Annotated in this window: 17 protein-coding genes; 6 read left to right on the plus strand and 11 right to left on the minus strand. The window is 71.8% G+C overall.

Annotated elements, in window-relative coordinates; translation table 11 throughout:
- Positions 1-17 precede the first annotated feature (17 nt).
- Positions 18-1,235, plus strand: a complete 1,218-nt coding sequence (locus tag ACOZ38_RS01770) for an FAD-dependent monooxygenase (protein WP_424528299.1) — start codon at positions 18-20, stop codon at positions 1,233-1,235.
- A gap of 12 nt (positions 1,236-1,247) precedes the next feature.
- Here the strand turns inward: ACOZ38_RS01770 and ACOZ38_RS01775 are convergent, their stop codons facing one another.
- On the minus strand, positions 1,248-1,862 hold the full coding sequence (locus ACOZ38_RS01775) for a TetR/AcrR family transcriptional regulator (RefSeq protein ID WP_424528301.1): 615 nt from the start codon (positions 1,860-1,862) through the stop codon (positions 1,248-1,250).
- Between the two features lie 105 nt (positions 1,863-1,967).
- Here ACOZ38_RS01775 and ACOZ38_RS01780 point away from each other — a divergent pair, with 105 nt between their 5' ends.
- On the plus strand, positions 1,968-2,603 hold the full coding sequence (locus ACOZ38_RS01780; protein ID WP_424528303.1) for an NAD(P)-dependent oxidoreductase: 636 nt from the start codon (positions 1,968-1,970) through the stop codon (positions 2,601-2,603).
- 7 nt (positions 2,604-2,610) lie between these two features.
- Here ACOZ38_RS01780 and rho read toward each other — a convergent pair whose 3' ends face one another.
- On the minus strand, positions 2,611-3,771 hold the full coding sequence (gene rho / locus ACOZ38_RS01785) for a transcription termination factor Rho (RefSeq protein WP_424528305.1): 1,161 nt from the start codon (positions 3,769-3,771) through the stop codon (positions 2,611-2,613).
- A gap of 317 nt (positions 3,772-4,088) precedes the next feature.
- Between rho and ACOZ38_RS01790 the strand changes: the two genes are divergently transcribed.
- The gene (locus ACOZ38_RS01790; RefSeq protein ID WP_424528307.1) at positions 4,089-4,883 is read left to right on the plus strand and encodes an MBL fold metallo-hydrolase; all 795 of its coding nucleotides are present in this window, start codon (positions 4,089-4,091) and stop codon (positions 4,881-4,883) included.
- Here ACOZ38_RS01790 and ACOZ38_RS01795 read toward each other — a convergent pair.
- The gene (locus ACOZ38_RS01795; RefSeq protein ID WP_424528309.1) at positions 4,857-6,137 is read right to left on the minus strand and encodes an MFS transporter; all 1,281 of its coding nucleotides are present in this window, start codon (positions 6,135-6,137) and stop codon (positions 4,857-4,859) included. The two genes, ACOZ38_RS01790 and ACOZ38_RS01795, sit on opposite strands and share 27 nt — an antisense overlap.
- Positions 6,138-6,558: 421 nt before the next feature.
- Here ACOZ38_RS01795 and ACOZ38_RS01800 point away from each other — a divergent pair, with 421 nt between their 5' ends.
- Together ACOZ38_RS01800 and ACOZ38_RS01805 are read left to right on the plus strand one after the other, a co-directional pair.
- A complete protein-coding gene (locus ACOZ38_RS01800) occupies positions 6,559-7,047 on the plus strand; it encodes an NUDIX domain-containing protein (RefSeq protein WP_405143405.1) in 489 nt (162 codons plus the stop codon).
- Between the two features lie 214 nt (positions 7,048-7,261).
- On the plus strand, positions 7,262-7,627 hold the full coding sequence (locus ACOZ38_RS01805) for a DUF6879 family protein (protein ID WP_424536943.1): 366 nt from the start codon (positions 7,262-7,264) through the stop codon (positions 7,625-7,627).
- A 78-nt stretch (positions 7,628-7,705) separates the two neighbouring features.
- Here ACOZ38_RS01805 and ACOZ38_RS01810 read toward each other — a convergent pair whose 3' ends face one another.
- Complete coding sequence (locus ACOZ38_RS01810) at positions 7,706-10,012, minus strand: cellulose binding domain-containing protein (RefSeq protein WP_424528312.1); 2,307 nt, start codon at positions 10,010-10,012, stop codon at positions 7,706-7,708.
- A gap of 557 nt (positions 10,013-10,569) precedes the next feature.
- Here ACOZ38_RS01810 and ACOZ38_RS01815 point away from each other — a divergent pair.
- Entirely contained in the window at positions 10,570-12,462 is a 1,893-nt protein-coding gene (locus ACOZ38_RS01815) for an amino acid transporter (protein ID WP_424528314.1), read from the plus strand.
- 13 nt (positions 12,463-12,475) lie between these two features.
- Here the strand turns inward: ACOZ38_RS01815 and ACOZ38_RS01820 are convergent, their stop codons facing one another.
- The 7 genes from ACOZ38_RS01820 to ACOZ38_RS01850 are packed head-to-tail and all read right to left on the minus strand — an operon-like array spanning position 12,476 to position 19,313.
- Complete coding sequence (locus ACOZ38_RS01820) at positions 12,476-13,432, minus strand: UDP-glucuronic acid decarboxylase family protein (RefSeq protein ID WP_424528316.1); 957 nt, start codon at positions 13,430-13,432, stop codon at positions 12,476-12,478.
- Positions 13,429-14,385: a glycosyltransferase family 9 protein gene (locus ACOZ38_RS01825; RefSeq protein WP_424528318.1), complete on the minus strand. Its 957-nt coding sequence runs from the start codon at positions 14,383-14,385 to the stop codon at positions 13,429-13,431. Before ACOZ38_RS01825 ends, ACOZ38_RS01820 begins: the two co-directional genes overlap by 4 nt.
- Complete coding sequence (locus tag ACOZ38_RS01830; protein ID WP_405143415.1) at positions 14,376-15,056, minus strand: SDR family oxidoreductase; 681 nt, start codon at positions 15,054-15,056, stop codon at positions 14,376-14,378. Before ACOZ38_RS01830 ends, ACOZ38_RS01825 begins: the two co-directional genes overlap by 10 nt.
- Before the next feature lie 59 nt (positions 15,057-15,115).
- Positions 15,116-16,465 carry a D-glycero-beta-D-manno-heptose 1-phosphate adenylyltransferase gene (gene rfaE2 / locus ACOZ38_RS01835; protein WP_424528321.1) on the minus strand — a complete coding sequence of 450 codons (1,350 nt, stop codon included), beginning with the start codon at positions 16,463-16,465 and terminating at the stop codon, positions 15,116-15,118.
- Positions 16,462-17,013: a D-sedoheptulose-7-phosphate isomerase gene (locus ACOZ38_RS01840; protein WP_424528323.1), complete on the minus strand. Its 552-nt coding sequence runs from the start codon at positions 17,011-17,013 to the stop codon at positions 16,462-16,464. The genes rfaE2 and ACOZ38_RS01840 overlap by 4 nt, the downstream gene beginning before the upstream one ends.
- Positions 17,014-17,016: 3 nt before the next feature.
- Positions 17,017-18,213 carry a glycosyltransferase gene (locus ACOZ38_RS01845; RefSeq protein ID WP_424528325.1) on the minus strand — a complete coding sequence of 399 codons (1,197 nt, stop codon included), beginning with the start codon at positions 18,211-18,213 and terminating at the stop codon, positions 17,017-17,019.
- Positions 18,210-19,313, minus strand: coding sequence for a glycosyltransferase family 9 protein (locus ACOZ38_RS01850; protein WP_424536944.1), 1,104 nt, complete (start codon positions 19,311-19,313; stop codon positions 18,210-18,212). Before ACOZ38_RS01850 ends, ACOZ38_RS01845 begins: the two co-directional genes overlap by 4 nt.
- Positions 19,314-19,350 lie beyond the last annotated feature (37 nt).

Raw genomic sequence — 19,350 nt, forward strand, 5'->3', positions numbered from 1 at the left:
TGAGGTGGGGAGAGGCCATGATGACGAAGAACCGCGACGTCCTGATCTCCGGGGCGAGCGTCGCCGGGCCGACGCTGGCGTACTGGCTGGCCCGTTACGGGTTCCGGCCCGTCGTGGTCGAGCGCGCCCCGGAGCCCCGCGAAGGCGGGTACCCCATCGACGTCCGGGGCCGGGCCGTCGAGGTCGCCCGGCGCATGGGTGTCCTGCCGGCACTGCGGGAGGCGGGCGTCGAGATGTCGGAGCTCACGTTCGTCGACGCGGCAGGCAGGCGAGCGGGCCACGTCGACGCCCGGGCCCTGCGCCGGGCCATCCCCACCGACGACCTCGAACTCCCGCGCGGCGACCTGGTGAAGATCCTGCACGACGCCACCAGGGACGACGTCGAGTACGTCTTCGACGACTCGATCACGACGATGGAGCAGGACGACGACGGCGTGACGGTCGCGTTCGAGCGCGGCGAGACCCGGCGGTTCGACCTCGTGATCGGCGCCGACGGCCTGCACTCGATCGTCAGGAGGCTGGCCTTCGGCGAGGAGTCCCGGTTCGTCCACCACCTCGGCTACTACGTCGCCGCCGCCGACGTGAGCAGGGACTACGGCACCGGTGACCAGGTCGTGCTGTACAACGCGCCAGGCAAGATGGCGGGGGTCTGCAGCTACCTCGACCGGGCCACCGCGATCTTCGTGTTCCGCGCTCCGAACGTCGGGGGTCACGACCACCGCGACATCTCGGCGCAGAAGCGGCTGCTGGCCGAGGCCTTCGGCGACCGCGCCTGGCGGGTGCCCGAGCTTCTCGCCCAGGTGAGCGCCGCTCCCGACTTCTACTTCGACTCGGTCAGTCAGATCCGCATGGCCCCGTGGTCGCGCGGCCGGGTCTCGCTGGCGGGCGACGCCGTGCACTGCCCCGCGCTGCTGTCCGGCCACGGCACCACCCTGGCGATGGCCGGGGCGTACGTGCTCGCGGGTGAGCTCTACGCCGCAGGGGGCGATCACCGCCGCGCGTTCGCCCGGTACGAGGACGAGCACCGGGCGGCGGTGGACGAGGGCCGGCGGAAGGCCGGCAGGGGAGCCGCCCAGCTCGTCCCCGGCAGCGGCCCCGCCATCTGGGCGCGCAACCAGCTGAGCCACCTCTGGGTCGTGCCGGCCGCCGCGGGCGGGCTGCTGCGGCGCCTTCCCCGCCGCGCCTCCGCTCTGAAGGACTACGGAGACACCGCGCTGGCCGGCCGGGCGGGGTGATGTCCGGAGATCTCAGGCGATGCCGGTGAGGACGGTGCGGGCGAGGCCTGCGGCGAAGTCGCCGATGCTCTTCGGCGAGCCCTCCTCGCCCATGAAGTGCCGCAGGAAGGCCCGCTGGTAACAGGCCCCGAGAAGCAGTGCGGCGGCCGACTCGGGGTCGGCGTCCGCGCGGATGCGGCCGTCGGCGCGAAGGGCGCGCAGGAAGCCGGCGAGCGCGTCCAGCGGCTTGTGCGGGCCGGCGCCCAGCTTGCGCAGCCCCTCGCGGTGGCGCTGGAGCAGCGCGGGCTCGGCGAAGAGCGAGGAGCCGATCGGCATGCTCGCCTCGTAGAACAGCGTGGCGTTGTGGGCGATGTCGGCGAGGCACTGCTCGGCCGTACGGTCGCCCGGATCCGCCGACAGCTCCGCGATCAGGGAGCCGAGCGCGGGCAGCCGCTCCTGCAGGACGGCGATGAAGAGCTCCTCCTTGCCGGAGAAGTGCCGGTAGAGGGCCGCCTCCGAGCACCCGGCCGCACGGGCGATCTCCTTTGTGGTCACGCGGGCCAGGCCCAGGGTGCGCATGAGCTGCTCGGCGGCCGCAAGGATGCGGTGCCGTGTGCGAGCGCCGGCGGCGGTGCGCTGACGGGGCATCGGAGAGTTCGGTCCTTTCACCGGTCCCAGGCTTTGCCCGCGTGGAGGGCGGGTACTCATCCTATGATGTGAGTGAGTACTCACCAACTTATGGGGGGATGTCTCATGAAGCTCACCGTCTTCGGAGCCACCGGCGGTACGGGAAGAGAAGTCGTCCGGCAGGCGCTCGACGCGGGTCACCAGGTCGCGGCCGTGGTGCGCGATCCGGCGCGCCTGCCCATCAGCCACTCCGCGCTGGAGGTGGTGACCGCCGACGTCACCAGCCCCGACGCGCTGCGCCCCGCGCTCACCGGCCGGGAGGCCGTCATCTCGGCGCTCGGGGCGAACAGCAGGAAGGAGGCGGGCATCGCCTCGATGGCGCTGCGGTCGATCCTGCGGGCGATGGACGCGAACGACGTCCGCAGGATCGCGGTCCTCAGCGCGGTGCCGGTCGGCCCGGTGCCCGAGGGGGAGGCCCTGTGGTACCGCGCGATGGCGCTGCCGCTGCTGCGCAGGGCCCTGCGCGACGTGTACGCCGACCTCGGGGCGATGGAGGAGGAGGTGCGGCGCAGCGCCGCGGAGTGGACCGTCGTGCGCCCGCCCCGCCTGACCGACAAGCCGCTGACCGGCAACTACCGCCGGGTGGTCGGGGGCAACGTGCCGCGCGGCTACACGATCTCGCGCGCGGACCTGGCGCACGCGATGCTCGCGATGGTGGACGACCCCGCGACGGTGAAGCAGGCGGTCGGGGTGGCGTACTGACCTGAGATCATGAGGTGGCCACCTGCCGCAGGAAGGCCGCGTTCGTCGGGGTCTCGCGGAGGCGGTCGAGCAGCACGGTGAGGGCCTGCTCGCGGTCGAGGCCCGAGAGCACGCGCCGGAGCCGCCAGATGACCTCGCGCTCGCCGTCGGCGAGCAGCAGCTCCTCGCGGCGGGTGCTGGAGGCGGACACGTCGATGGCGGGGAACAGGCGGTGCTCGGCGAGCGCGCGGCTGAGCCGCAGCTCCATGTTGCCCGTGCCCTTGAACTCCTCGAAGAAGTAGTCGTCCATCCGCGAGCCGGTCTCGGCGAGCGCGGTCGCGATGATCGTCAGCGAGCCGCCCTCCCGTGCCGCGCGGGCAGCGCCGAAGAGGCGTTTCGGCAGGTGGACGGCCTGGGCGTCGATGCCGCCCGTGAGGGTCTTGCCGCCGTTCGGGGCGATGACGTTGTACGCCCTGCCGAGCCGGGTCAGCGAGTCCAGGAGCATCACGACGTCCGTGCCGCGCTCGACGAGCCGCTTTGCCCGCTCGACCGCCAGCTCGGCGATCGCCGTGTGGTCGCGCTCCGGCCGGTCGAACGTCGAGGCGACCACCTCTCCGTGGACCGACTCGCGGAAGTCGGTGACCTCCTCGGGCCGTTCGCCCACCAGGACGATCATCAGGTGGACGCCGGGGTGGTTGCTCGTGACGGCGTCCGCGATCGCCTTGAGCACCATGGTCTTCCCGGCCTTGGGCGGCGCGACGATCAGGCCGCGCTGGCCCTTGCCGACCGGCGTGAGCAGGTCGATCAGGCGGGTGATCGGGGAGTCCGTTTCGAGGACCAGGCGTTGACGGGGATGGATGGGGGTCAGCCCGGCGAAGTGCGGCCTGGCCTGGCCGGGGAGCCCCCCGTTGACGGACACCAGGCCCGCCAGCCTGTCGTACGGCTTGCGCGTGCTTCCCAGCACGAGGTCACCTGGGCGCAGGCCGAGCTCCTTGACCTGTGACAGGGGCAGGCGGACGTCGTTCTCGCCGGGAAGGTAGCCGCTCGTCCTGATGAACGCGCCCTTGTCCCGGACGTCGACCAGCCCCGAGACCTGCTCGATCGGGTGGTCGGTGGTCGCGCGCCGGCGCGGTGGCCGTTTCTGCGCGGGTTCGGTGTTCGTTGATGGTGCTTCGGTGGTTACGGTCATGGTCCGTCCTTGGAAGATGGAGGCCGCATGCCGCTGAGACGGCCGGTGAAGGGCGCGCGCGACGGTCCCACGGCGACCCGTCGGGAGCGATGCCCGAACGGTGGCGTGGAGATGATCGGTGCGAGATGCCTGCCCTTGGCGGGCGGCGGGAAAGAACGTGCCCTCAGCGGGCGGCGGGAGAGAAGCTGCTCCGGAACATGCGCGGGGCCGAGCCGGCCGCGCTGGAGCGCCATATCAAACATAACAGCATCGGGCGATCCACGCGCAAGCCCCGATCGCTAGTCTGGGCGGCACTGCCGACCGATTGAGGGAGTTCGATGTCGTACGCGCCCAGGTCGATCGCCGGGGTCGAGGTGATCCCGCTGTGCGACGCGGTGGGCCCGATGGGGGGCGACCTCAGGCAACCGCTGCGCGAGATCCTCTCCGGGGGCTCACCCGGCGACTGGGCCGGGGTCTCCGGTGACGACTGGGTACTGCACTTCCGCTGCTACCTGCTGCGCGACCGCACGGGGCGCACGGTGCTGGTCGACACCGGCATCGGCGGGTCCGACTCGCCCGCCTCCAGCTGGGCACCGGTGCCGGGGGGCCTGATCGGCGAGCTCGCCGCGCGGGGCGTCGCGCCGGCCGACATCGGCACCGTCGTGCTCACCCACCTGCACAGCGACCACGCCGGTGGCGCGGTCGTCGGCGGCGTCCCGGCCTTCCCCAATGCCCGGCACGTCCTCCAGCGGGCCGAGATCGACTGGATCGAGAGCACCGGTCCCAACCCCATCCTCGAACGGGTGCTCCGCCCGCTGGCCGGGCTGGTCGACGCCGTGAAGGGCGACGCCGAGGTCATCCCCGGTGTCCGCGTCCAGCTCGCCCCCGGGCACACCCCGGGCCACCAGGTGGTCGAGATCGGGCCGCTGACGTTGACGGGCGACGTGGTGCTCCATCCCGTCCAGCTCGCCAACCCGGCGATCACCTACGCCCACGACCACGACCCCGAGCTGGCGGTGTCGACCAGGGAAGACCTCCTGCGCAGGGTGCGCGTCCGCGGCGGCCTGATCGGCACCGGGCACTTCCCCGAGGCCTTCACCGAGCTCTCAGGTGGGGCTCGCGCAGGGACGTGACGGCTCCGCCGTGTCGCGGGCCTCTTCGAGGTCCTCGCTGAGCTTGGCGATCAGCCTGCGGGCCTTGCCCCGGTAGCGCAATACCTGGACGGCGCCGAGGATCCAGACGGGATACTGCACGGCGAACGCCCAGCGGTAGGCGTCGAGGCCGACGCCGCCGCGGAGGTCCAGCGCGATGCCGATGAAGGCGATCACCGACATGGTGGCGGTGAAGCCGCCGCCGTTGACGATGCCGGTGGCCACGCCGATGCGCGCGGACGGGTTGAACGTCCGGGCGAAGTCGAAGCCGATCATGGATCCGGGGCCGTTCCCCGCGAGCACGACGACCAGCACCGCGAGCAGCCAGAGCGGTGCCTGCCCCGGCCACAGCAGCACGGCGGTCCAGGCCCCGGCGGTCGAGCCGATGACGATCAGCACCATGCGCGACCGGTGGAAGGGGTGGCGTCCGGCGAGGTAGCCGAGCACCGGCCCGCACACCATGCCCAGAATGGTGAGCGTGGTCAGCAGCACGCCCGCCGTCGCGGGGCGCAGCCCTTGGCCCTCGACCAGGAACGGGTACCCCCACAGCAGCAGGAACGCGGCGGAGGACGACTGGGTGGCGGCGTGGGTCCACATGCCGAGGCGGGTCCCGGGCTCGGCCCACGCCTCGCGAAGGCGCGGACGCTCGGCGGCCTCCGCTGGGCGCGCGTCGCGCAGCAGCACCGCCACGAGTGCCAGGGACAGCCCGCCGACGGCCGCGGCGGTGAGGAAGGTCGGCGTCCAGCCGTAGTGGTGCAGGCCCTGGATCAGCGGTACGGCGGAGGCGACCGCGCCGAGCTGGCCGAGCAGGCCCGTGAGCTGGACGATCAGCGGGTTGCGCCGCGCCGGGAACCACACGTTGACGAGCCGGATGACGCTGATGAACGTCATGGCGTCGCCGCAGCCCACCAGGATCCGGCCGGCGATGGCGTCGAGCAGCCCGCCGGACACGGCGAAGACGAGCTGACCGCAGGCCATGACGCCCGCCCCGATGAGCAGCATCCGCTTGGAGCCGAGCCGGTCGACGAGCATCCCGACGGGGATCTGCATGCCGGCGTAGACCAGGAGCTGGAGCATGGCGAGCATCGACAGCCCGGTCGCCCCGACGCCGAGCCGGAGGCCCGCTTCGATGCCGGCTACGCCGAGGGACTGGCGGTGGAATACGGCGATGGCGTAGGCGAAGACGCCTATGGCCCAGATGATCCAAACTCGCCCAGGTATCCGGTCGGCCGCCACGATCGAATATTTTACTGTTTGGTCGTTTCTGAACGGTTACGGGGTTCTTTGTCCCTGATGTTCGCTGGTTGTCCTGTGCGTACGGCCGGTTTCGGCTTGGCGGAGATGCGCACGGCTCGCGCCTCCCCCGTGGAGGCCGCCCTCCCTCAAAGGCGACCCTCCTCTTCTGGATGGCCGCTCCCCCTCAGGCGCGACCTTCCAGATGTGGCGCGAGCCGTACACGATCTCGGCGAGCCTCCGGCGCCAGGCCGAACACCACCGCGTCTCCCTCGTTTCTAAAGGTAGAAGTCCGGATATTCGATTACATCCGCCGTGAAACCTAGATGTGGGTAGTGCGGAGGGGGTAGGGCGCGAGCCGGGCCGTCCGCCTTGAGGTCTACGGGTCAGCCCTTAGGGGACTGCTCGGCGCTACGGTCTGATCATGGCTGCGATCTCGTCTGACGTCTTCTACGAGCGGATCAACAAGAGCCTCGCGGGAGCGGGGGCGCTCATCACCGACCCGTCCGGCCGCGTGCTGCTCGTCAAGCCGAACTACCGGGCCCACTGGCTCTGGCCGGGCGGTCACGTGGACGAGGACGAGACTCCGGACGAGGCGTGCGCGCGTGAGATCACCGAGGAGCTCGGGCTGACCCTGCCGGTCGGCAGGCTGCTGGGCGTGCACTGGGTGCCGCCGTTCTCCGAGCGCCCGCTGCCTCTGGTGCACTTCCTGTTCGACTGCGGCAGCCTGCCGGGCGCCGAAGGGCTCGTCCTCCAGGAGGAGGAGCTGGACGAGTGCGGCTTCTTCGACGAGGACGAGGCCAGAGCCCTGATGCCCTCCTACCTCATCCGCCGCCTCCACGCCGCCCTCGAAGCCAAAGCCCACGGCACCACCTTCTACCTGACCGGCGGCTCCCCCGACTTCACCCTCTAAGCCAGTGGTTTGCTGTCCCCGGTAGCGGCGTATCGGGTGATTTGCCTACCCAGCACCCACGTGACGGGGTCAAGCGGTTGATGCCCACCCAGCTCAGGGACCTCCCGACATGCGGCCGGGAACAAGCTCATGTGCGGCCGGGAACGAGCACAGCGCTGCACCAACCAGCCTGCGAGGTGCACCCGGTAGACGGGGGTAGAAGGGTTTACTCGAGCTGGACGAGCACATGCTGGCCGACTGGACGGCACGGATCGGCGGGCGCATATCGGCCGGCCAGCGCATGGAACGAGTCCGGGTGGTGACCGAGCCACACAGATGGAACTCGGCGTGCAGGACGACATCGCGCACCGTGCCAGGTACGCGGCGGGCGGGTCGTGACCTCACCGATCTGCTGGCACTGCATGCTCAAGGCCATCGACATCACGTGGCTGCCCTCGGCCAAGCGCCGGGGGGCGTTCGCCGGCTACGTGCACGCCGCGAAGGTGTGCGCCATGATCCCTCGCGCGGGCTCGGTCACGTTGACCCACGATCACACTCCGCGTCTATGCGCGCATGCTGCCGAAGAGCGAGCAGTGGATGAGGACTCTCATGGATCGGGCGCTGCGATGGCCCCCTGAGCGAGAGCACGGTTCAGGGGGCCATCGAGTGGGCGCGTGGTTCAGGGGACGTAGATGTTTGGGATCGGGGGAGTCGGCATGCCGTTGCCGATGAAGAAGCTCGGGTGTGGGGGCTGGTTGTAGGCGGTGTTCTGCCAGGCGATGGCTTCGCGGTACTGGGTGTCGTGCATCAGGGTGACGATGCGCCGGTCGGTCACCGCCGTCGTCGTGTAGATGCGCAGTGCCGTGTTGTCGGTGGTCGGCCAGACGATCTCCTCGCGCCAGTCGCCGAACAGGTCGGCCGACAGCGACGGCGTCGCCTTGGTGCCGTTGTTGGAGTGGACCCCGGAGGCCGTGAGCAGGCGGCTCTCGCCGCTGGTCGTGTACTTGTCGACCTGGGTGCGGTCGAGCAGCTCGCGCACCGGGTCGGCGTCCCACCAAGCGAGGAAGTTCATCGAGGACGGCTTGCGCCCCACGTTGGCGCCCTTGGTGTTCAGCAGGCCGTCGGCCGCGGCGGACCACGACTCGGCGCCCGCGCTGCCGGACCAGATGTCATCGGAAACGCCGCGCCCGTTGTCGCCGTTCGGCGGGGTCGTCCACAGGACCTGCCCGGTACGGGCGTCCGCCATCCACGAGCTGGGCTTGGTGCCGTCCTCGTCGACCTTGAACACCTCAAGACCGGCTCGCGACGGGTCGAGGTCGCCGACGTGCAGGGCGTCGCCGTGACCGTTGCCGGTGTTCCACAGACCCCTGCCGGTGTCGTCCACGCACATGGCGCCGTAGATGATCTCGTCCTTGTGGTCCCCGTCCACGTCCGCGACGGACAGGTTGTGGTTGCCCTGGCCCGCGTACGCGCTGTTGCCCGAGCTGCTGGAGTCGAAGGTCCATCGCTTGGTCAGCGTGCCGTTCCTGAAGTCCCATGCCGCGAGCACCGTGCGGGTGTAGTAGCCGCGCGCCATGACCAGGCTGGGTCTGGTGCCGTCCAGGTACGCCGTGGCGGCCAGGAACCGGTCGACACGGTTGCCGTAGCTGTCGCCCCAGGATGACACGGTGCCACGTGGCGGGTCGTAGTTCACCGTGGACATCGCGGCGCCGGTCTGGCCGTTGAACATCGTCAGGTACTCAGGCCCGGACAGGATGTAGCCGGAGCTGTTGCGGTAGTCGGCCGAGGAGCTGCCGATGACCCTGCCGGTGCCGTCGACGGTGCCGTCCGCGGTCTTCATCGCGACCTCGGCCCTGCCGTCGCCGTCGTAGTCGTACACCTGGAACTGCGTGTAGTGGGCCCCGGCGCGGATGTTGCGCCCGAGGTCGATACGCCACAGGCGGGTGCCGTTGAGGCGGTAGGCGTCCACGTAGACGTTGCCGGTGTAGCCGGACTGGGAGTTGTCCTTGGAGTTCGACGGGTCCCACTTCAGCACGAACTCGTACTGGCCGTCGCCGTCGAGATCGCCCACGCTGGCGTCGTTGGCGCTGTAGGTGTACGCGACGCCGTCGGGCGACGTGCCTCCGGACGGGGGCTGTATGCGCACGTCGAGGTAGTCGCCGCCGCCGAACCGCAGTGACGGCTCCGACGCGGCCTGCTCGGTGCCCCCGACGACCGGCCGCACGGTGTACGAGGCGTCCGCCGCGGCACCGCTGTCGAAGTAGTTCGTGGACCCGGTTATCGGCGAGGAGTTCAGCTTGGTGGAGCCCCGATAGAGGTTGAAGGCCACGCTCGCCGGATCGGTGCCCAGCAGGCGCCAGGTGACGAAGTTGCCGCTGCCCGACCTCGCGCTGATGATCCCCCGGTTGAGCCGCTCCGCCTGGCGCGCGTTGGCGGGCGGGGCCGTGGGGGTGGTCGTCGGCGTCACAGTTGGGGTCACAGTCGGGGTCACCGTGGGCGTCACGGTGGGCGTCGCTGTGGGGGTCACCGTCGGCGTGACGGTGGGTGTCGGTCCGGTCGAACCCGTGCACGTGACGCCGTTGAGCGCGAACGAACCGGGCACCGGGTTGCTGGAGTTGTTCCACGAGCCGTTGAAGCCGAACGAGGTGCTCGCGCCGGTGGCGAGCGCGGCGTTGTAGCCGGTGTCGGCCGCGGTCACCTGCGTACCGCTCTGGGTCACGGTGGCGCTCCAGGCCTGGGTGACCTGCTGGCCCGCGGTGAAGTTCCACACGAGTCTCCAGCCGTCGATCGCGTCACCGAGGTTCGTCACGCTGACGTTGCCGGTGAAGCCTCCGGCCCACTGGGAGGAGACCGTGTAGTCCACCCGGCAGCCGGCGGCGGCGGCCTCGGCACCGGCCGATACGGCCGTGACCGCGGCGGCCAGCGTGATCGCCGCCGATCCCATGACCACCAGCCGACGCACCGGGGATTTGGCGATATGGCGCATGACTCTCCCCTTCACGAGAGATTTATCGAAGCGCTTCGATTTCTAACGCGCGGTAAACCGGACCAGGACGGCCGGCCTTCGGATATGGATCTGGGCGAAACGTAGATGAATCCATACGAAACCACCATCAGAGCGACCTCACGGCCGTTGTTCCAATCGGTGCCGCCGACCGGGTAAACCCGGGCTCACCTGGGGGTATCAATCCGACGCCGCGAGTCTCCGGCATGAGAGGTGCTGAAACTTTCAACGGCCGAGCGGATCTGTGACGGGGAGTGACGGTATTGGGTACGGGCCCCGACACGGCCGGGAACGGAGACTCCGGGAACGGAGCCCCGGCACAGGGCGGCACGGAGAACAGCACCCCCGGCTCCGAACCCCATGGAAACACCAGGAACGGCGGCCACGGGAACGTGGGCCACGGGAGCGGGAACGGCGGCCACGGGAACGCGGGACACGGGAGCGGGAATGGAGGTCCTGCGGACGGGGGTCCTGGGGGCGGAGGTTCGGGGGATGGGGGTGACGGGGAGGAGGGGAGGCGGGGGCGGTGGTGGCGGCCTTTGGCGCGGTGGTTGCTTGAGGGGCCGCCTGCCAAGGACGCGCACGCGACGCCCACCAAGCAGCATCCCTGGTGGCGCGTCATGTGCCTCACCGGGGTGGACTACTTCTCCACCCTCGGATACCAGCCGGGCATCGCCTTCCTGGCCGCCGGCCTGCTGTCGCCCATCGCCACGCTGGTGCTGGTGGCGGTCACGCTGTTCGGCGCGCTGCCGGTCTACCGCCGCGTCGCGGAGGAGAGCCCGCACGGGCAGGGCAGCATCGCCATGCTCCAGCGCCACCTGCCCGGCTGGCCGGGGAAGATCCTCGTGCTCGTGCTGCTCGGCTTCCTCGCGACCGACTTCATCATCACCATCACCCTCTCGGCCGCCGACGCCACCGCGCACGTCATCGAGAACCCCATAGCGCCGAGCGTCCTGCACGGTCACAGGATCGGGGTCACGCTGGCGCTCGTCGCCCTGCTCGGGGCGGTGTTCCTCGCGGGGTTCGGCGAGGCCATCGGCATCGCGGTGGGCCTGGTCACCGTCTACCTGGCCCTCAATCTGGTCGTCGTCGCGGTGGCTCTCCAGCACCTGGCCGCCGACCCCGGCCCGGTGCTGCACTGGGAGGCGCTGCTGACGACGCACTACTCCAGCCCGCTCGTCATGATCGGCGTGGCGCTGCTCGTCTTCCCCAAGCTGGCGCTCGGACTGTCGGGCTTCGAGACCGGTGTGGCCGTGATGCCGCTGATCAGGGGCGAGCGGAACGACGACCCCGAGCACCCCGTGGGCAGGATCATGGGGGCGAGACGCCTGCTCACCACCGCGGCGTCCATCATGAGCTTCTTCCTGATCGCCAGCAGCTTCACCACGGCCGTGCTGATTCCCGCCAAGGAGTTCGCGCGCGGCGGCAAGGCCAACGGACGCGCCCTCGCCTACCTGGCCCACGCCTACCTGGGCGAGGGCTTCGGCAGCTTCTACGACATCAGCACGATCACCATCCTGTGGTTCGCCGGGGCGTCGGCCATGGCGGGCCTGCTGACGGTGGTGCCGCGCTACCTGCCGAGGTACGGCATGGCGCCGCACTGGGCGGCGGCCACCCGCCCGCTCGTCCTGGTCTTCACCGCGGTGGCGTTCGCCATCACGATCATCTTCAGGGCCGACGTCGACGCCCAGGGCGGCGCGTACGCGACGGGCGTGCTCGTCGTGATCCTCTCCGCCGCGCTGGCCGTGACGATCTCGGCCCATCGCCGGGATGATCGGCGGGGGTTCGTCCACTTCGGCGTGATCACTCTGGTCATCGCCTACACCGCGATCGCCAACATCTTCGAGCGTCCCGAAGGCATCAAGATCGCCTCGTTCTTCATCGGCACGATCATCCTCACCTCCTTCGTCTCCCGGGCCACCCGGTCGCTCGAACTGCGGGTGGAGGAGGTCAGGCCGGACCAGCGGGCGCGGGCGTTCGTCCAGGAGGTGGCGGCGTCGGGGCAGCTCGTCCTGGTGTCCACCAACCCGGACGAGCGCGGTCGCATCGACTACCACGCGAAGGAGAGGCGCGCCCGCAGGCTGCACCGCCTCCCGCCGGACGTGCCCGTGCTGTTCCTGGAGGTGACGATCGGCGACGCCTCGGAGTTCAGCAGCACGCTGGAGGTGAAGGGGGAGGAGCGGGAGGGCTGCCGCTTCCTGACCACCCGCAGCCCCTCGGTGCCGAACGCGATCGCCGCCATCCTCCTCCACCTGCGGGACATGACCGGTCTCATCCCGCAGATCTACTTCCACTGGGCCGAGGGCAACCCCGTGCTCGCCCTGCTCGGCTATCTCATCCTCGGCGGAGGCGACGTCCCCCAGCTCACCAGGGAGATCCTCCGCAGAGCCGAGCCCCGCGCGGACCGAAGGCCCCAGGTCCACGTCGGCTGAGGTGATGCCGGAATCAGGACGCGCTCGTCTCCAGCAGTTCGCGCTCGAACCACGAGATGGTTCGCAGGAGTCCGGTGGTCACGTCGATCTCGGGACGCCAGCCGAGCCGGCGCGCGGCCAGGGACGTGTCAGGGCGGCGGACGCCCGGATCGTCCACCGGCCTGTCGACGAACATGATCCGCGACGACGAGCCCGTCAGGTCGCGGACCATCGTGGCGAGCTCCAGCATGGACAGCTCCGAGGGGTTGCCGATGTTGACGGGTCCCTCGAAACCGCTGTCTGCCAGGGTGAGCACGCCCTGCACGGTGTCGTCCACGTAGCAGATCGACCGGGTCTGGCTGCCGTCCCCCGTGACCGTGATGGGCTCCCCGCCGAGGGCCTGGCGGACGAACGTCGGGATCGCCCGCCCGTCGTGGGGCCGCATGCGCGGGCCGTACGTGTTGAAGATCCGCACGATGGCCGTGTCCACGTCATGGGAGTTGCGGTAGGCCGTCGTCAGGGATTCGGCGAACCGTTTCGCCTCGTCGTACACGCTGCGCGGTCCCACCGGGTTGACGTTCCCCCAGTACGTCTCACGCTGCGGGTGCTCCAGCGGGTCCCCGTACACCTCGCTGGTCGAGGCGAGCACGAAGCGGGCGTCCTTCTCGCGGGCGAGGCCGAGCGCGTGCAGCGTGCCGAGGCTGCCGACCTTGAGCGTGGCGATCGGATGGCGCAGGTAGTCGGTCGGCGACGCGGCAGAGGCGAAGTGCAGCACCAGGTCCACCTCGCCCGGCACGTGCACGAACCCCGTGAGGTCGCACTCGACGATGCGGAACCGTGGGCGCCCCATCAGGTGCTCGACGTTGGCCGGCGAGCCGGTGAGGAAGTTGTCCATGCAGATCACGGAGGCGCCCTCGGCCAGCAGGCGCTCGCACAGGTGCGAGCCGAGGAATCCCGCGCCTCCGGTGACCACCACTCGGCGTGCCGTCATGGAACGCTCACCCCCATCAGGTTCACGGCGGCATCCAGTACCGCGTCGGTGCCGATCTCCAGCAGGCCCGGATCGGGCCGGTTGCCATGGGGGTCGCCGGTCCGCCCGGCCCACAGGGCCACATGCCTTCCTGTGGACGGTGGCCCCCACTGGTCGGGCGAGACCGGCCCGAACAGCACCACCGACGGTGTGGCGCAGGCCGTCGCCAGGTGGGCGACGCCCGTGTCCCCGCAGATGACCAGGCGCGCGCCGGCGACGAGCCTCGCCAGCTCCCGCAGGTCCGTACGCCCCGCGAGCACGTTCTCGACGGGCAGCCCGGCGAGCGTGCCCACACGGAAGGCGAGCGACCGCTCCGGCGCGTTCCCGGTGACCAGCACCCGGTGGTCGGCATGGGCCAGCGCGGCGGCCACCTCCGCGAACCGCTCGGCGGGCCAGCACCGCGCCCGCGACGCCGCCCCCGGATGAACGATCACATACCCGCCCGGCACTCTGGCCGGCACGCACTGCGCCGGGTCGGTGGTGAGGTGGAGGTCGGCCGGGTCGGCGGCGATGTCGTACCACTCCACGAGGTCGCACCACCGCCGCACCTCGTGCGTCTTCTGGCGCCAGGGCGGGCCCTCGATACCGGGGAACTCCGGGTGGGCGTGCGTGAGCAGCCATCCGGGACGGACGCGGCTCAGCGCGACGATGCTCTCCGGGCCGCGCCCGTGCAGGTTCACCGCGATGGCGGGCCGGTCGGCGGGCACCGGTCCCGGGCCCCTGACGTCGACCAGCTCGTCGACGGCGCCGATCAGCGAGACCAGGCCCGCGAGGGCGGCCGGCGCGGCCAGCACGATCCGGTGATCGGGATGGGCACGCCGCAGCGCCCGCAGCGCGGGAACCGCCGTCAGCAGGTCGCCCAGCCCCAGCCCCCGCAACACCAGCAGCACAGGCATCGGCGCGGTCACGGCCATGACGTCTCGGTGGAGGGGCAGACGACGAGTTCGCGGATCTCGCAGCCCCTGGGCTGGCCGAGCGCGAACACCACGGTCGCGGCCACGTCCTCCGGCTGGTTCAGGTGCGCGTCCGGGCCAGGCTTGTAGCGCTCGTCGCGACCGTCGAAGAAGCTCGTCCGCATGCCCCCCGGCACCAGCAGCGTTACCCCCACCTCACCCGCGAGCTCGGCGGCCAGCGCCCTGGTGAACCCGACGACGCCGAACTTCGCGGCGCAGTAGGCCGTGGCGTCCCCGACCGCACGCAGGCCGAGCGTGGACGCGCACGTAACGACGCGTCCTCCCGAGCGCCGCAGGTACGGCAGGGCGGCGCGCACCACCGACGCGGTGCCGAGCAGGTTGACCCGGATCACCCGTTCCCAGTCGGCCGCGGGCACCGCCGACAGCGGCCCGCAGATGTCGATCCCGGCGGCCGTCACCACGCCGTCGAGGCCGCCCGCCCGGTCGCCCAGCTCCTGTACGGCGCGTTCCGCCCGTTCGCGGTCGGCGAGGTCGGCCACCACGTGGTCCACGCCGTTCTCGGGCGGATCGACGTCGATCACCAGTGGCCGCCCGCCCGCCTTGCCGATGGCGGTGACCGTGGCCCTCCCCAGGCCCGACGCCCCGCCGGTGACCAGGATGTTTCCGATCATCGATGCTGCTCCTCGGTTGAAGGGGGCTTCAATGGGGCCGTGATGATCTCAGGAAGGGCTCACATCACCTCCTGCGCGGCGGCGATGAGGCCGGTTGTGGAGTGGCCGGGCACGCTGGGCAGGACGACGATCTCGCCGCCGCCGCGGCGCACCGCCTCGGCCTCGGGCAGTTCCCGCCCCGTGTAGTCGCCGCCCTTCACCCACGCATCCGGGCGAAGGCGCTCGATGAGCTCGGAAGGGGTGTCCTGCGTGAAGACCACCACCGCGTCCACGCAGCCGAGCGCCCGCAGGATCTCCACCCGGTCGCGTTCGGCGACGACCGGACGGCCCGGTCCCTTGAGACGGCGCACGGAGTCGTCGGCGTTCACGCAGACGATGAGCGCGTCGCCGAGGGCCCTGGCCTGCCGCAACAGGCTGACGTGCCCGGCGTGGAGCAGGTCGAAGCATCCGCCCGTGGCGATCAGCCTGCCGCCCGTCGCCCGTACCAGGGCGGCCAGCTCCGCGGCCGTACGCGGCCGGTCGCCCAGCGCGGGCTCGGGCAGCCGGATGGCCGCCGCCCCGCCGGCCTGGACGAACCGCGTCGCCTCGACCACCGCGACCGTCACCGCGTCCTGGATCGACGCCCCGCCGCGCAGGGCCAGCGCGGCCGCGGCGGCGAACCGGTCACCTGCCCCGCAGGAGTCGCGCCCGATGACGGAGGCGGGTGGCGGCACCCGCGCGGTGCGGCCGCCTCGGCTGGACAGCACCGCGCCGCGCATGCCCAGCGTGACCGCGACCGCGCCCGCGTGCAGTTCACGTACGAGCCGGCGCGCGGCGGGCTCGGGATCGGCGCAGGGACGCGCGCACAGCACGGCCGCCTCCGCCTCGCTCGGTGTGACCAGCGCACAGCCCGGCACGGGTAGCGCGCCCGACGGATGCGGGTCCCAGACCATCGGCGCGGTGAGGCCGTTCAGCAGGTGGCGTACGGTCTCGCCGGTGCCGCGCCCGTAGTCGGACACCAGCACCGCGCCCGCGTTCCGCAGCGCGCGGGCCGCACGGTCGCCCTCGGGCCCGCGCCAGGCCCGTCCGTCGCCCGTGTCGATCCTGAGCAGCGTCTGCCCGCGCGCGCGGACCCGCGTCTTGCGTGACGTCGTACCGCGGAGCGGCAGCCGTACGACCTCGGCGAAGCCCGACAGCAGGGCACGCAGCCGCTGCCCGGAGGAGTCCTCGCCGAGTGCCGTGATCAGCACGACCTCCGCGCCCTCGCGCGCCGCGAGCAGGGCGGCGAGGCCCGCGCCTCCGGGACGGCGGTGCTCCGAGCGCCCGAGCACCACAGGGACCGGCGCGTCCGGGCATAGCCGGTCCGCGTCGCCCTCGATGTCCACGTCGAGCAGCGAGTCGCCGACGACGACGATCGGCGCCGCCGTCATTCCCCGGACCCGTCGAGCACGTCGCAGAGCATGTGGATCACCGCGAGGTGGACCTCCTGGACGGTCGCGTTGTCCGGCGAGGGGACCGACAGCGCCTCGTCGCACAGCCCGGCCAGAGGGTTCGGAGCCGGACCGGTCAGCGCCCAGGTGATGAGCCCGCCCGCCCTGCCCGCGTCGGCCGCCGCGAGGACGTTCGTGCTGGCCCCACTGGTGGACAGGCAGAACAGGACGTCGCCTGGCCGCCCGTGCGCGCGTACCTGGCGGGCGTACACCTCGTCGGCGCCGAAGTCGTTGGCGATCGCGGTCGACGTCGAGGTGTCGGAGTGCAGGGGAATGGCCGCGTACGGGCAGCGCTCGGTGCGGAACCGGCCCACCAGCTCGGCCGTCAGGTGCTGCGCCTCGGCCGCCGAGCCGCCGTTGCCGCAGGCGAGCAGCCTCCCACCGCCGGACAGCACCTTCGCCAGCTTGCGGCCCCAGACGTAGATCCTCGGGGTGTCGGCGTTCACGGCGGACAGCGCGGTGCTCAGGCGCGAGAGATGCGGGTGCATGGCTCAACCCCTCGCCGTGACGAGACTGTGGTCGCCGATCAGGCTGCGGTACACCGATTCCGTCTGGGCGGCCACGTGCGGCCAGCCGTACCTCGACCGCGCACGCCGCATCCCGGCGGTGGCGAGCGAGGTACGCGTGTCGGGGCGGGCCAGCAGGTCGCGCAGCACCCCCGCGAGCACCCGTGGGCGTCGCGGGGGCACCAGGACGCCGCACCCGGCCACCGTGTCCAGGTGGCCGCCGACCGCCGACGCGACGACGGAGACCCCGCAGGCCATGGCCTCCAGCGGCACCATGCCGAACGGCTCGTACCACGGCGTGGTGACCACGACCTGCACCGATCGCATCAGCGCTGGCACGTCCGCGCGGTCGACGCTGCCGACGAGGCGCACCCGTCCGTCGAGCCCGGACGCGGTGGCCAGCCTGCCCAGCCGCAGCGCCTCCTCGTCACCGGGCTCGCCCCCCGCGACGATCAGCTGGGCCCCGGGCACCTGCCGCAGCGCCTCGATGATCGTGTCGATGCCCTTGCGGGGGACGAGCCTGCCGATGCTGAGGATCCGCACATATCCGTTCTGGTCGGCGTGCCGCATGATGGGGCCGTCCGGGCGGAACAGCCCGAGGTCGACGCCGCAGGGCACGACCGCGACACGGTCGACCGGCACGCCCATCGCGGTGAGTTCCTTGACCTCGTCGGTGCAGGTGGCGATGATCGCCGACGCGCGCTGCCCGATGTCGTACTCGATGGCGACGCGGCTCGGGGGGCTGGTGTCGGCCGTGCCCTGCCAGCGCCGCTTGACCGTGCCGAGCGCGTGGAACGTCTGGACGACCGGTATGCCCAGCTCGTCGGCCGCGGTGAGCGTCGCCATCCCGCTCATCCAGAAGTGGGCGTGCGCCACGTCGGGCCGTTCCGCCTTCCAGCGCCGCGCCAGGTACGCGGCGAAGGCGGGCATGTGGGGCAGCAGTTGGTCCTTGGGCACCGGCACGGGCGGCCCGGCGGGCACCTGCTCGACATTCACGCCCGGCGCCAGAGAGGCCGTGCCCGGCTCGTCCTTGCCGGTGCGCCGGGTGTAGACCGTGATCTCGTGCCCGAGCGTGGCGAGAGCGGCGGCCAGGCCGGCGACGTGGACGTTCTGCCCGCCCGCGTCCACCCCGCCGACCGCGGCCAGCGGGTTGGCGTGCTCGGACACCAGGGCGATCCTCATCGCGCCCCCTCCTTGACGCCGCTCGCACTGCCCGCGTCGCTCGGCTCGCCCGCGGATCCGTTCGCGACCCCGGTCGTGGCCCGCGGTCGCGCCCCGGCCGCATGGGACATCAGGGCGAAGACCGTGTCGACCACCTGCTCGCTGGTGACCTTCGACAGGCAGGGATGGCCGGGTACGGGGCACACGCGGGCCCTGCTCCCCTTGCAGGGGGCCTGCTGGTCGCCCATCAGCACGACCGGCACGCGGTACGGCGCCCAGCGCTCCGCGGGCACGACCGGGGCGAACAGGCTGATCACGGGCGTGCCGACCGCCGCGGCCAGGTGCGCGGGACCGGTGTTGGCGACCACGACCACCGCCGCCCCGGCGAGCACGGCCGCGAGCTCGGGAAAGGTGGTGACCCCGCCGAGGTCGGCGCCGTACGCCCCGGCGACCTGGGCGGTCAGCGCCTGCTCGTCCGGGTCGCCGGTCACGAGCACGCGCGCGCCCGCGAGCACGAGGTCCCGTACGGTCTTGGCGTGCAGCTCGGCCGGCCACGCCCGCGCGGGCGCCGAGGTGCCGGGGTGGACGACGACATAGCCGGGCGGACCGGTGAGCTGGTGCACCGAGGGCAGGGGCCGGCGCACGGCGAGCGCGCCGTCGTCGCCGTCGGGCAGCTCGAACCCCGCCGCGCGTGCCAGGTCGAGCATGCGCACGGCCTCCGGCACGTCGACGGCCTCGTCCACGATGTGCCTGACGTCGAGCAGCGACCCGGGGTAGTCCTCGCTGATCGCGGCGATCCTGGGGACGCCCGCGAGGCGCAGCAGCAGGGCCAGCGGCAGCGACGACTGGTGAAAGGACGTGAAGATCAGGGCCAGATCGGGAGCGGTCCTCTCGACCAGGGAGACGAGCCGGTCCACGTGCGGCCGTTCGAGCGGCACCGGGTCGGGGTCGATCCACGGGGCACGCCATTCGAGCACCCGGTCGACGCCGGGCAGCAGCTGGGCGGCGGCGCCGCCGTGCGGGCCGGTGAGCAGCACCACCTCCCTGGCCCCCGCCGCGACCGCGCGTATCGCCGGCCCGGCCAGCAGGACGTCGCCCGCGTTGTCGAGCCGGGCCACCAGAACGGTCCCCGCCTTCTGCCGAGCGGTCTTGGCCCGC

Origin of the sequence: Sphaerisporangium viridialbum, from assembly GCF_049674955.1 — a bacterium.
Classification (GTDB): domain Bacteria; phylum Actinomycetota; class Actinomycetes; order Streptosporangiales; family Streptosporangiaceae; genus Sphaerisporangium; species Sphaerisporangium viridialbum.